Here is a 12,972-nt window from a genome sequence, read left to right on the forward strand (position 1 = left end):
CACGGCCTGCACCGCGGCCCAGTCGGACAAGTCGAGCGCGATCAGTCGCACGCGCGTGGTGGCGCCGAGGATGACGGCTGCCGCACTGACCGCTTCGTAGAACCGTGGGCCCTGGAACGGCACAACCTCAGGTACTACGACGATGTGTTCCGATACCCACAAGAAATCGAAGCCGAGTTCTTCAGCCTTCCGCGCGAAGCGTATGGTGTCGGCGGCGGTGACCTGTGCTTCCCACGGGCTGGTGATGGATGGATAGAGAAAATTTGCGGGGACGCGGATCGCAAACTTCATGGCCGAACCTTTCACATGAACTTACCGCCGAGAGCGCAAACGCAGCAGGAGTTACCCAGCAAACGTGTAGCCGGTCTCCGAATCTGCATCAAGGACAAATTTTAGATATATCAGATCTCACTAGTGTCCGGTTAAAAGGTGAACAAATTCAATTGATTGTCGGTTGGTGGTGGATCTGTTTGGGATCGAGTGGGCTGCAAGGCGCATGAAAGCTGGTTTTTCTCGAAAACCGAGACCGACAAGATCTGTAGCAATGTGTAGAGCGAGGCATCGAGGTGAAGCTCCTTCTTGACGATGGCAATCAGCACGTAGGTGGAGACGGCGCACCAGATTTGCGTCTTCACGGCGTTCTCGCTTGTGCCCAAGAATCGCTTGATGCGCAGATGCTGCTTGATCCACTTGAAGAACAGCTCGACCTGCCAGCGACTCTTGTACAGGGCGGCGATCGTCAACGCGGGCAACGTCGTGTTGTTGGTCAGGAAGACGAGCGTCTTGCCCGACTCGGGGTCGTTGAAGCGCACCCGCCGCAGGTGCTCCGGATAGTCCTTGCGGGAGTAGTGCCCATTGAGCGCAATCATCTGATCGCAGATCACGCCCGTGTCGCGGTCGGTGGGGGCCGAGTACACCCGTCTGGCGTTGAGGTTGCGCTTGCCCCGCGTGACAAAGAAGGCGGCGGCCTGGTGCAGCCGGAAGAGCCTGCGGAAGTCCACATAGCCTCTGTCCATCACGTAGAAGGCGCCCGCCTCGATGGACAGGATGTCGAGCACGTTGACGTCGTGCACCTTGCCGTTGCTGATGTGGATGAATGCCGGGATGGCGCCACGCAAGTCCAGCAACGTGTGCAGCTTGATGGCCGCCTTCGTCGAGCGAAACGGCGCCCACTCGAACAAGCTCAGACACAGATCGATGGTGGTGGCGTCCAAGGCATAAATGCTGGCGTCGAGTGCCAGCACCGACGGGTCGTTGGCGTACAGCGCGCGCACGATCAAGCGCTGAGCCAGCGCGTGATAGATGCGCCAGTCGCGAAGGTTGAGTGCATCGGCCAACGTAGAGCGAGCAGGCGATCCCTTCAGCCCCATGTGAAACAGCTTGGATTGATTGGCCGCAAGACAGGTTTCGATGTCGCGTAAGGACTCCCGCCACGTCAACGAAATTCAAATCGCGGACACCCATAAATCGCTCAGCACCCGTGTCGGCATTGGCTTTGCGGCCGGATGGCTTCAATTGAACCGGACACTAGTGACCCCTTCTCCTTTCTGCGAGCCTGTACCGGCGAAGCCTAAAACCCGAACGCGATGCCGACGAGCACCGTCTGCGCGTCGTTCTCGTATGCGCGCGCCGGAAGGAAATTGGTTACCGTGGCGAGACTCTTACCGCTGTCGGTGCGCGTGTACTCATACGCGAGCTGGAAGACGACCAGCGGCACGGGGCGATACGCGAGGCCGACGCTGATGCGGTCAACGCGGCGGTTGCTGGTCGTGACGGCTTTGCCAATGTCGATCTCTTCGATGAGATCGTCGAGCCACGCCTGCTCGGGGCGTAGCACCGCAATGAGCTGTGGATTGCTGAAGCTGCGGCCGAGAAACGTCTCGTTCAAGAACGCCGGCCAGAAGCGATAGCGCGCTTCGACCCAGTATCCATACCTGTTGCGTGCGAGATTCGCGAGCGTAAACGCGGCCGTGCTGGCTTCGGGAGCCATCGCGTGCACGGTGTCGGCCAGCTCCTTCGCGACTGTGTGCGTCCCATCAAAGCGCGTGAGAACGAACTCGCCTTCCAGCTCGAACGGTCCGCGACCGGTGCGCCCGTCGGCGCTCAACGCCCACAAGTCCTGCTTGCCGAGAAAGTCGGGCGTGTACTGGCCATAGTACCATGAGCCGGCCAACTCGTGACCCAGTGCAGGGCTGTAGGCGACGCGCCCGGCGATGGCTTTCGAGTCCTTCACGTCGGAGGCGAAGCCGCCGGTCGATGGGCTGAGCTTCACCTCGGTGACGGCCTTCCCATCTTTGACGACTTGCTCGAACTCACTGTCTAGTGCGACGCCATTCATCACGTACACCTGATACCCGAGTTCACCTTGGTCGCTGACGTTGATGTCGCCGAGAAAACCGAGGCCGATTTCGTCCCACGCCGCCGTCGTCGGCAGCACCGGCACGCCGCGGTCGATCAGCGAGCGGCGCGGCAAATCCCAGCGGTTGTCGTCGTGATTGAGGTTGAAGCGGCCAAGCGGGACCAGAATGCCGCCGCCGCGGAACTTGAGCCAATCCTCGATGTCGTACTGCATCCACGCCTGTTCCAGCGAAATTTCGGAGTGATTCGTGGCTTCGATTCCCTGCTCGGTGGCCGAGGGGCCGAAGCTCTTCTCGATTTCCAACTTGCGAAAGCGCTCGAACTCCAACTCGACGTAGCTGCGCAAGTGCGGCGCGATGTTGGCGTCGGCGGTCAGCACGAGGCGGCGGAACACGAAGCTCGTCTTCTGATCCTTGAGATCTGAGCCTTCGAAGCGAAACGATCCGTATCCGCCCAGTTTCACCCGGTCGGTCAACTCGCGCAGCGAAGACGCCTCAGTGACCGGCTTGGCTGCTTGCTCCTTTGCGCGCTGCTCCGCTTGGGCCTTTTCCTGTACCTCTTTCTGCCGCTGGAGTTCCTGCTTCATTTGCTCCAGCTCTTGTTCCATGCGCTGGATCTTGTCCGGCAGGTTCTCAGCATGCGCGCCGACGAAACCGCCGCCCCCGCCGATGGCGGCACACACCGCCAAGGTGCCTGCCAGTTTTCTTAGTTTCATTGATGCCCCCTCCTTTCGCTTTGCCTGTCCACGCATTTCCCCAGAAAAAAGCCCGGAAGAGTCGACCTCTCAACCGGGCTCTGGACGCGTTGGTCGCTGGCCGCACGCCCACCAACCGGCAGGCGTCCCGTCTGTCGTTGTACTCAGCGGCTCATCGCCTCGTCATCGTGAACCGTCACCACCACCCATCGATCGCGGACCTGATCCGCAGCAAGCACCACGACGCGTTTGCAGCGCCGGCACTTCAACTCAATACCCTGCACCGTCACCCGCGCCATCAAGCTGCCACAGTGGCAGCGCAGGTCCCATTCACTCGGGCGGCAATTCATCGCTGCCATTACCGAACCACATCTCCACGAGCGGAACACCTACGAACGCACCAAACCCCACCCATTCCGCTAGCCACGACGCCAGTTGCACATACGCCAGCGCGCCGGAGACGTAGCGGATCAGCCAGGGCGACACTAAATCACCCGCCAAACCTACGAACGCCAGCACGATCAAGCCGCGCTTCAGGTTAGGGCTCACCGTCGTGGCGAGAAAGAGATGGGCAAGCACCAGGTACACCATCCCCATGATGAACGAGTGAAAGTGGGTCACTTCGACCAGCTGGCGGAAGGTTTTCGGAAATGTCATCTCACCGCCGCTGTCGCCGCCCCGGTAGTACGCCGCGATCCGGCTCGGCGTCGGGCCGATATGATACGCCTGAAATGCGGCCATGGTCAGCATGCCGACCAGCACCAGCAGCAGGAAGCCGGTGTACACCAGCCGCACGTCCAGCTTCGCCTGCCGGAGCAAATATCCGTTGGACGCAAACGCCCTCATTGCAATGCCTCCGCGGCAAGCGCCATGCGCCGAGGCGTCTTGAAGGCGTGGAACGGGATGGGCCCGGTGCGCCGCACGCCCGTCGGGGTGATGAGCAACGTACCGACGAGCGGAGCGTTCGCCCAATCTGGGCGCCTGCGCCGGTCACCACCCGGCGAGGTGATCAATAACGCCTTCGAAAGCGCTTCCGCATCGGTCGCAGAGGCCGCGACGACAACCGCAGCAGCCGGTGAAGTCAGCGCCTGGCCGCTGCGGGGATCGACAATGTGACCGACACGCCTCGCACCGATGCGCCGCGCGTGACCAAACACGCTGGACACCGACACCGCCTCGTCGCGCAGGGTCAGAGTGCCCACCGCCGTGTCGTCGGCCAGGCCACGCAGCGTCACTGCCCAGCCACCAGCGTCACCCGGCGCCCCGATGGCGTAGAGGCTACTTTCACCGAGATTCACCAAGGCGCGCTCGACGCCGGCGGCACGCAGTCGAGCAACGCACCGGTCCACCGTCCAGCCTTTGGCAATTCCATCGAAATCGAGCAGCACACCGGGCCTTCGCATGAGGGTGGACCCGATCAGGGTCACCGCGCGCGCACCATCGGTCCGTTGCGCCGCATCGACCGACGAACGAGTCGGCCACTCAGCCGATGTCCGCCACAGTTGCGTCAGCACGCCGACGCTGACGTCGAAGGCGCCACCGGTCAACGCCTGCAGGTCGAGGGCGCGGCGCAGCAGTGCCACCATGTCCGCACTGACAACCGTCGGCTGCGGATCGGCGGCCGCCGCGTTCAACTGCGACAGCTCACTGGCGGGGTCAAAGCGCGAAAACCGCTGGTCATCCTGGCGCGCGGCGGCGAAACACTCCCGCATCGCGGCGCGGGCGCGTGTCGGATCGGGATCCTCGGCCGTGATGCGAAAATACGTGCCCATGACGTAGTGCACCTCCGTAACGCTGTTCGCCCACAGTGGGTATGGGGCAATGCAGAGAGCGGCCACCACCACAGCCCGTATCATCCGCCGCCTCGCGCCCCAAACGCCACCCGCGCCAACGCCATCGCCTTCTTTACGGCGCGCCCAGCCGCCTCTACCGAGAGGGTTGCGCCGGCAATGTTCTTGATGTCGGCATACGGCTGCAGAGCGTCGCCCGACGATTTGCCGTGGTACTGCGTCAAGAAGCGCTTGTTTCGCACTTCACCACCGTAGGCCTCCCGGTACGCCATCACGGCCACATCATTGACCTTGTCGTCGGGTTGCACACCCACAACGAAGGTAATGGGCCGGTGTTTGCCGATCTCTTCGACAATGATCGCGTAACCGATCAGAACCCCCCCGTGGAGGGCCCTGAAGGTCACGTACTGATCTTCCCAAACGGATAGTTGCGTCGCACCCAGGACCGCCCGCATCTTCTCTCGCAGTTCCGGAGTGACATTCACCACCTCTCGCACGAAGCTGTCGGCGTCGGGAAATACAGCGGCGGGGGCCTGCGCTTCGCTCAGAAACGTGCCTTCTTGGGCTGAGGCACGGTCGCACAGCACCAATGCCGCAATGGCCGCCGCGGCAACAACGATCGGGCCAATAGAAGAGGCCGGACGGGATCGATGGTAGGTCACAATGAGTGATACGTCCTCGGGGGTGGGCACCCGTTCATTGGCGGCTCCCACCTCCGTTCGCACGGCCGGCCCCCGGCATGTTCACGTCACTTTTCCCCGCCAGCTCTTCAACCCGCACCAACAACCCTTCGAGCCTGTCCCCCACGGCCGCCAGGGAAGGCGACGCCTGGCTGATCCGCATGCTATTGAGTTCCTGCCGGATCCCTTCCATCACCGTTCTCAGGGCACGCAGCTCGGTCGCGGCATCGTCCTCCTTCTCCGCCGCAACCTTCGTCCCGCGCCGCAGCGTCACCACCGTCGCGTACAGCAGGAGTGCAACGAAAATCCCCTGTGCCGCCAGTGACTCCACCGATGGATACATCCCGATCAACGGAAGCGTCGGAACCCAGGCCACGAACGTCGCGCCAATCATCCCCGCATCCTGCAGCTCATGAATGCCTTGACCGGCAAACACCACCGCCATGATATACAAGAACAGGCCGGTCACGAAGAAGAACTGGCGAATGGGGATGTGGATCTCAAAACGGCGGAACAGGAAATACACCAGGAGAAGTGCGATCGCGCCGGCTATGAATCCGAGGGTCACGGTCATGGAAGCCGTTGGCGCGCTGGCATACAGCGCCTGGTAGAAGAGCACGGTCTCAAAGCCCTCCCGATACACGGCTAGAAACGCGGCGCTCCCGAGCGCCAAGCTGCGACCGCCGGTGAGCGCGGTCTCAACGCGGCTTTGAATGTAGCGTTGCCACCGTGCCGCCTCCGACTTGGAGATCAGCCAATAGCTCACCCAGAAGAGGACCACGGCGGCCAGCAGCATCGTCAGGCCTTCGAGCACGTCTGAAGCGGCTGGCTGCAGATGCAGGAGTTCACTCAGGACAAAGGCGGTGACGAAGCTGGCGGCCACACCCAAGGCAACGCCAGCGTAAATGGCGCGCTGCATAGCGAGGTTACGCGTCTTGACCACGTACGCGATCAAGGCGCCGATGACGAGAACGATCTCCAAACCCTCACGCAGGATGATGGTCGCGGACTCGATGAACAGCGCGTACGGACTGGCGTGCGGCTGCAACGCCGTACGCACGGCGGTCAGGTCTTGGTGGATCTCACGTGCCCCCGCTTGCGCTTCCGCGCCATGGCCCGGCGTGCGGAGAATTTGGCGCAGGCGCAGAAAATCCGCCTCGGTGCGCTCCTTCAGGCCAGGCGCGACCCCACCAAGTCGTTGCTCGAGCGGCTCGAACTGCAGGTACGCGTCGGCCACGGCCAGCGGTGCTGGCGCATCGCCGCGGGCATACGCCGCCATGCCGGCATCCAGCAAACGCCCGCATTCCACCAGTGCTGCTTCGGCATCGGTAGGCCGAGATTGCGCCCCATCGGGCACACTGCTTACGGGCGTTGTGAGGGGGCCGAACTCAAGCGTTCCCGTCCTGGTCTTTGGCCCCCCAAGCGACAGCAACCGCAGGAAGGCCACGGCTTTCCACCGCTCGTCCTCGCGCAGCGCGCCTGCGAACGCCGGCATGGGCGAGCCGGCAATGCCGTGAGTTGTGGCAGCAAAGAGTTCGGCATCGGTCTGGCGCGCCATGGCCTGCGGCTGGCTGAGATCGGGCGCGGATTTCATCAGGATGTCCGCAAACGCTCCCCGGCCATCGCCACCGACCCCATGGCAACTGGCGCAGTGCGCCAGGTAGAGGCCCTGGCCTTCGGCGGCACCGGCACTGGTCGATGCGAACGTCCACACGTAGCTCACCAGGTCCCACCGGTCTTGAACCGACAAGACCTCATCCCATGCCGGCATGGCAGTGTTCTTCTTCCCCAGGCTGATGACGTGATAAAAGTCGTACGGCGTCTCGCCACGCATGAATTGCGCCTCGGTGAAATTTGCGGGCGGTGGTTTCAACCAAGCGGCGCTCGGCCCCTTGCCGTCACCGCGTTGACCGTGGCAGGAGGCGCAGTGCTCATCGAACAGCGCCTGGCCGTGAGTCGCGGACGGCGCCTTCGGCGGATAGACCTCTTCGGGAACGCCGCTGACGGCGGCCACGCGCTGGCGCAACTGCGTCAGTTTCGCCGTGAGGTCGTTGGCGGCGGCCCTGTTGGCAATTGCCAGGCTAGCCTCGTCGAAGAGCTGCGTCAGGTCTCCCTCTGGAAGCTGCGCCGCAAGCTTCTGCCAGCGCAGCCGCGCATCCTGCATAAACGCCTGGGCCTCTTCGAGTTCGATCGGCCGCACGGTTGTGCCATCCTGAACTCCTTCGCGGTACTCTTCACCAACGGCAGACAGCAGCGTCAGCACGTGCCGCGCGTCTTCAGGCGACACCGCAGTGGCTCTCGCCGCGGTGGCGGCGTAGGCGCTGCCGACCAGCAGCACCGTGAGGGCGGTCGCGGTACGGAAATGTCGGTAGAGGCTCACAGTCATTGGGTCCGGTACGACGATTTTGAAACTCAATCTCAGTTAGTCCGCCTGCGGCAGCAAGTCAAGTGATCGCAGCCTCCGCTTTTCTTGCGCTGATCTTCACATCGTAGCACAACCGCATCCCGGCGAGCCGAGTTTTGCCCGCGCTTCACCAGGTTGCTATGTTGGCAGTAGTAATGAGCGCCCACACACATCACCAGCTCGATGCCTCGACGATCGGCTGCGCCGTCATCACCGTCAGCGACACTCGCACTCGTGTAACAGACCGAAGCGGCCAGCGCATCCAACAGTTGCTGCTGGAACACGGCCACAGGATCGAGCACTATCAGATCCTCAAGGACGAGCCCGAACTCATCACCGCCGCCATCCGCTCAGCACCACTCAGAGCGGAGGTGGTCATCATCAACGGCGGCACTGGCCTGGCGCGGCGCGACACGACCTTCGAAGCGGTGAGCCAGCTGATCGAGAAGGACATCTCCGGCTTCGGCGAGCTGTTCCGCATGCTGAGCTACGAGGAGATCGGCGCCGCCGCCATGTTGAGCCGCGCCACCGCCGGCGTGGTCGGTAAGCGAATCGTGTTTTCGGTCCCGGGCTCGACCGCCGCCGTAGAGCTGGCGATGACCAAGCTGATTTTACCGGAACTCGGCCACGTTGTTGGTCTGGTTCGCGGATGAGTGTACTCGCATGATGGTTCAACTGCGTTTTTTCGCTTCGTTACGCGAGCGCCTGCGTTGCAGCGAAGCCGAGTATCAATTGCCCGAAGGCGCCACCGTGAACGATCTCTGGAAGGCGCTGTGCGCCCAACATCCACAGCTCAAGGACTTGCGTTCGTCAGTCACATTCGCCGTCAACCGAGAGTACGTGAAAGGGGAGCACGTGCTTTCACCGCATGACGAGGTCGCACTCATTCCACCGGTCAGCGGAGGAACGGATGTATCAGATCGTCTCGCAGCCGATTGACGTCGCGGGGGTGACTGCAGCCGTCGCGGATCCGGGGACAGGCGCAACTGTCACCTTCATCGGCACGACGCGCGATTACAACGAGGACCGTCGCGTGATCCGTCTCGAGTACGAGGCCTATCCCGAGATGGCACTGGCTGAAATGCGCAAGATCGGCGAGGAAGCCAAGCAACGGTGGCCGATCAAGCAGGTTGCCATCGTTCACCGCATCGGCGTCGTGCCTCTCGGCGAAGCCAGCGTCGTCATCGCGGTCTCGGCTGGCCATCGTCACGCCGCCTTTGAAGCCTCTCATTTCGCCATCGACCGCTTGAAGGAAGTCGTCCCCATCTGGAAGAAAGAGCATTTCGACGGCGGCGAGGTCTGGATCGGATCGCAAACAGGCAAACGTTTCGAGTCGGAGTCGGAGAACACCTGATGCCGTGGCTCTTCTTGTTTGTAACCTCGATCGGTGCGTGGTTCACGATCAACGCCTATCGTCCAACCTACGCCTCGGCCCGTGGCGCCACCCTGAGCTTCTTCGCCGGCTGGCTGACGACGGAGCTGGCCCTGCACCAAATTGCCTGGCAGGTGTTGGCCACACTGGTCTTCGTGTGGCTCGGCGCCCTGCACGCGTGGCCGGGGATGCTCGGCCTGCTCATCTCCCTTCTCTCCTGGGCAGGGATGGGATACGCCTACTGGAGGGCTCACGAGGCGGAGGCTGTGGTTGAACGGGCCCTGCGTGACGGACTGGGTACACGTTACCACGACAGGATCCTGCCCGAAGTCAGCGCGAAGTTCGCACCGGCAATCGACTGGCGGCAAATTCTATTGCCATTCCCGACGCGCCATCCCGACGTCGAGCGTATCCGTGACATCACCTACACCACCGCCGCGGGCGTGCATCTCAAGCTCGATGTCTATCGCCACCGCTCTCGCCCAGCCGGCTGCCCTACCCTGCTGCAGATTCACGGCGGTGCCTGGATCCTGGGCAGCAAAAACGAACAGGGCATTCCGCTGATGGTGCATCTGGCCTCGCGCGGGTGGGTGTGCATCAGCGCCGATTACCGCCTCAGCCCACGGGCCACATTCCCGGATCATCTGATCGACTTGAAGCGCGCGGTGCAGTGGATCCGCGAGCACGGCTCCGAGTACGGTGCCGACCCGGGATTCCTAGTGGTCACCGGTGGGTCGGCTGGCGGCCACCTGTGCGCCTTGCTCGCCCTCACCGCGAACGACCCGGAGTATCAGGCGGGCTTCGAGGACGCTGACACCTCGATGCAGGGATGCGTCGCGTTCTACGGCGTCTACGATTTCACCAACCGCAACGGGGTGTGGCGCAACAACGCGATGTCGAAACTGCTGCAAGGGAAAGTGATGAAGGTCGCCCTTGAGCAAGACCCCGTCGCCTACGAGAAGGCTTCACCGATTAGCCGCATCGACGCCGCCGCGCCGCCCTTCTTCGTCGTCCACGGCGACCACGACACGCTGGTCCCCGTCGCGGCAGCTCGCCATTTTTGCGAGGCCTTCCGCCGCACGGCGCGAGCCCCTCTTGTGTACGCCGAGTTGCCGGGCGCGCAGCACGCCTTCGAGATCTTTCCGTCACTACGCACCGCGCTCGTGATCCACGGGGTCGAACGCTTCCTCGCCTATCTGTACAGCCAGCACATTACCGCCCAGCAGGCTGACGGTCGAGCCGCCGTCGGATGAGCGCAGTCCCTTCGGCTGATTCAATTCCTGCGGTCGCCCCCACATCCACCTCACCGATTTGGCTTGAAGGCGAAACGCGTTGGATCCTCGGAGACAGCCGCGGCCAGCAGGTCGCCGTCATTCTCAGTAACGTCACCCAGTGGTACCCTCTGTGCGTAGGCGCGGAACTGCGTCTTGGTCATGTGCACAGCCGAGATGGGCTTTGCCGCCAATCGCTGCGCCCAATCATTGACCGTCGCATCGAGCCCGTCCTCGGACACCACGCGGTTCAGCAGGCCGTAGCGTTCCGCCGCCAGGGCATCGAATTGATCGCATAGCAGGATCAGCTCCTTCGCACGCGCATCCCCGACCTCTCTTGCCAGTCTGGGCACTGCGCCCCACGCCAAGGGGATGCCCAGGTCGACCTCGGGAATCTGGAAGATCGTGCTAGTCGCGGCAATGCGAAAATCACAAGCCAGCGCCAGAGCCAACCCGCCACCGATGGCGTGGCCGTGCAGGCGGGCGATGGTGATGGCGTCGAGCTGTTCGATGGCGGCAAGCACCCGCCGGCCGAGTTGCGAAGCGTAGCGGCGCTCGCGTGGACCCGCTCCCGACCCTTTGGCCATGCGTGCGGCCGGCGGATCTTTGCGATCCGCGCCGGCGCAAAAGGATTGACCACGGCCGCCGAGAACGACGACGGGTGTCTCGAAGGACCGCTGCAACTCGATGAATGCGGCGGCAATCTCCTCCAGCGCCTGTGCATTGAGGGCATTGCGCCGTTCGGGACGGTTGAGCCACACATACGCAATCGGTCCCTGTTGCTCGATGATCAACGTTTCGTAAGCCATCACATTCCTTTCAACCCGCGCGCAACGCGGTACAACCGCATGGCGTCCTCCGCAGGCTTCTGCGCCCTGGCAAGCAACTCTTCCTTGGAAACCATCCTCACCTCCTTGGCATCGGACCTCCACCATTCCTAAGAATGCTCTGCACCTTTGACGATGTACTGGATCACATCCGACCACAGCGCCTCGAACTGCTCTTGGTTGAAGCCGCTTCCGGTCGCCAGCCAGTCGACGTGAGGCGGCGTCTGTGACGGATCGCTGAAGTGCCCTATCACATCGAGATGATCGGCTTGGACCGCGTGGATGATGTCGCCCCACACTTGCGAGCGTGTGGGTACCATTCCGTCATTGGCCGTCAAGCTGGGCTGGGCTCCATAGGCGCGGCGTAGGGCGCGGGCCTGCTCCGCAGTTAGGCGGGGCGATCGGCCGCGTGGAGTTTGCGCAGCCAGCCGGTAGAGCGCGCCGTAGACGGCGTGGGTCGCCTGTGCTGAGGGGTCCAGCCCCGTGGCCAAGGTCGAAACGATTCCCGGGCGCCTGCTGCGGGTGATGACGGAACCGTAGCGCACCCCGGGGCGATTCCGGATCGCTGCGTTGAAGACCTCCATGCCCTCCGGCATGAGCTGAACCAACAGCGCCTGATCCTTGGACACTTGACGAAAGAGGATCTCCACCGCGCGCCGTCGGCCGACGGAAAAGTCTTGCAGGAGCTGCCCGAACAACTCGTCGAGCAGCGCGCTGTTGATTCCCAAGTCGTCCAGCCGGGCGAAGACGGAGCCGAGCTGTAGCAGCCCTGAAAGCGGGAGGTGCCCAAAGCGCAGCAAATACATGGTGCTCAGCGATAGGAGCCTCAGGAGCTTCTGGCCCAGGAGCGTAGCAAAGAAAGACGCAACCGGCGTCCCGTAGTGAGGTGTGGCTACCGTGACGACGCTTCGAACGCAGGCCGCGTATGGCTCGATATTCAAGTCGGTTGGTAACGACACGTTGGAAGCGACCATCAGACGAACGTCCAATCCGCCGCTTGAATGGCCGATGAGATGGACGGCAGCGCCGTTGGAACCGGTCGTTGTGGCGATCGCTTCAACAACGCGCGCGGCCCGCTTCGGCAGCGAGGAAGTGGGGAAGGTCTTGACGACGTGGACTGCCGCATCGAGCCCTAACGCGGCGCAGTGTGCGACCAGGAACTCTCGGACATGCGCGAAGTATCGCAGCCGACCGAGATTGGTGAAGCCGAAAAAGCCCGGGACCAGGTAGATGTGGTGCATCACAACGCGTAGTCCAGTCCCAACGTCGCTGGTAACGTTTGCCCACCGGTCGCATCCGAGATCGGAGACTGCCTGCTGTTCGGTTTGCCAAAGGCTTCCAGCCGCACATCGGCGTAAGCGGCGATGTGAGCATGATCGGAGTAATCGAAGTTCTGAGCGAAAGCCGGCCAACCAGCGAACGCAAGCGCCAGTGTGACTGCTACAGCGAGCATGCACTCTGTGGTGCCTTGATGTCCCTGAGCCATCGGAATCCTCCCTCCGGTTGGGCCGGGACCGCACTGCCGTCGCAAGGACCGACTGGGCACTGCCCAATACCGTCGGCGGAGGAGTTCAGC

General features: G+C 62.8%; 14 protein-coding genes and 1 pseudogene. 4 read left to right on the forward strand and 11 right to left on the reverse strand.

Annotated elements, in window-relative coordinates; translation table 11 throughout:
- From VF515_18095 to VF515_18130, 8 genes and pseudogenes are all read right to left on the reverse strand, one after another.
- Positions 1-291, reverse strand: a 291-nt coding sequence (locus VF515_18095) for an LLM class flavin-dependent oxidoreductase (GenBank protein ID HEX7409543.1), incomplete at its 3' end; no start/stop codon positions are given.
- A 131-nt stretch (positions 292-422) separates the two neighbouring features.
- Positions 423-1,439: pseudogene (locus VF515_18100) on the reverse strand (IS4 family transposase).
- Positions 1,440-1,570: 131 nt separating this feature from the next.
- Positions 1,571-3,073: a hypothetical protein gene (locus VF515_18105; protein ID HEX7409544.1), complete on the reverse strand. Its 1,503-nt coding sequence runs from the start codon at positions 3,071-3,073 to the stop codon at positions 1,571-1,573.
- A gap of 143 nt (positions 3,074-3,216) precedes the next feature.
- Positions 3,217-3,411 (reverse strand): hypothetical protein, encoded by a 195-nt coding sequence (locus tag VF515_18110; protein ID HEX7409545.1) that lies wholly within the window; start codon positions 3,409-3,411, stop codon positions 3,217-3,219.
- Positions 3,383-3,898: a hypothetical protein gene (locus VF515_18115; protein HEX7409546.1), complete on the reverse strand. Its 516-nt coding sequence runs from the start codon at positions 3,896-3,898 to the stop codon at positions 3,383-3,385. The genes VF515_18110 and VF515_18115 overlap by 29 nt, the downstream gene beginning before the upstream one ends.
- Positions 3,895-4,908, reverse strand: a complete 1,014-nt coding sequence (locus VF515_18120) for an FAD:protein FMN transferase (protein HEX7409547.1) — start codon at positions 4,906-4,908, stop codon at positions 3,895-3,897. Before VF515_18120 ends, VF515_18115 begins: the two co-directional genes overlap by 4 nt.
- Positions 4,905-5,567 (reverse strand): FMN-binding protein, encoded by a 663-nt coding sequence (locus VF515_18125; GenBank protein HEX7409548.1) that lies wholly within the window; start codon positions 5,565-5,567, stop codon positions 4,905-4,907. Before VF515_18125 ends, VF515_18120 begins: the two co-directional genes overlap by 4 nt.
- On the reverse strand, positions 5,539-7,908 hold the full coding sequence (locus VF515_18130) for an FTR1 family protein (GenBank protein HEX7409549.1): 2,370 nt from the start codon (positions 7,906-7,908) through the stop codon (positions 5,539-5,541). The genes VF515_18125 and VF515_18130 overlap by 29 nt, the downstream gene beginning before the upstream one ends.
- 173 nt (positions 7,909-8,081) lie before the next feature.
- Here VF515_18130 and VF515_18135 point away from each other — a divergent pair, with 173 nt between their 5' ends.
- From VF515_18135 to VF515_18150, 4 genes are read left to right on the forward strand one after another with little or no spacing between them, the layout of a single operon-like run.
- Entirely contained in the window at positions 8,082-8,579 is a 498-nt protein-coding gene (locus VF515_18135; protein ID HEX7409550.1) for a molybdenum cofactor biosynthesis protein B, read from the forward strand.
- Positions 8,580-8,589: 10 nt separating this feature from the next.
- Positions 8,590-8,865: a molybdopterin converting factor subunit 1 gene (gene moaD, locus VF515_18140; GenBank protein ID HEX7409551.1), complete on the forward strand. Its 276-nt coding sequence runs from the start codon at positions 8,590-8,592 to the stop codon at positions 8,863-8,865.
- Positions 8,837-9,280, forward strand: a complete 444-nt coding sequence (locus VF515_18145) for a molybdenum cofactor biosynthesis protein MoaE (GenBank protein ID HEX7409552.1) — start codon at positions 8,837-8,839, stop codon at positions 9,278-9,280. The genes moaD and VF515_18145 overlap by 29 nt, the downstream gene beginning before the upstream one ends.
- Positions 9,280-10,551, forward strand: a complete 1,272-nt coding sequence (locus VF515_18150) for an alpha/beta hydrolase (GenBank protein HEX7409553.1) — start codon at positions 9,280-9,282, stop codon at positions 10,549-10,551. The genes VF515_18145 and VF515_18150 overlap by 1 nt, the downstream gene beginning before the upstream one ends.
- Before the next feature lie 50 nt (positions 10,552-10,601).
- Here VF515_18150 and VF515_18155 read toward each other — a convergent pair whose 3' ends face one another.
- The 3 genes from VF515_18155 to VF515_18165 all read right to left on the reverse strand — a co-directional run bounded on the left by VF515_18155 (position 10,602) and on the right by VF515_18165 (position 12,849).
- A complete protein-coding gene (locus VF515_18155; GenBank protein HEX7409554.1) occupies positions 10,602-11,378 on the reverse strand; it encodes an enoyl-CoA hydratase/isomerase family protein in 777 nt (258 codons plus the stop codon).
- A 128-nt stretch (positions 11,379-11,506) separates the two neighbouring features.
- Positions 11,507-12,637 carry a hypothetical protein gene (locus VF515_18160; GenBank protein ID HEX7409555.1) on the reverse strand — a complete coding sequence of 377 codons (1,131 nt, stop codon included), beginning with the start codon at positions 12,635-12,637 and terminating at the stop codon, positions 11,507-11,509.
- Positions 12,637-12,849, reverse strand: a complete 213-nt coding sequence (locus VF515_18165; protein HEX7409556.1) for a hypothetical protein — start codon at positions 12,847-12,849, stop codon at positions 12,637-12,639. The genes VF515_18160 and VF515_18165 overlap by 1 nt, the downstream gene beginning before the upstream one ends.
- Positions 12,850-12,972 lie beyond the last annotated feature (123 nt).

The sequence above is a fragment of the Candidatus Binatia bacterium genome (genome assembly GCA_036382395.1).
Classification (GTDB): domain Bacteria; phylum Desulfobacterota; class Binatia; order HRBIN30; family HRBIN30; genus JAGDMS01.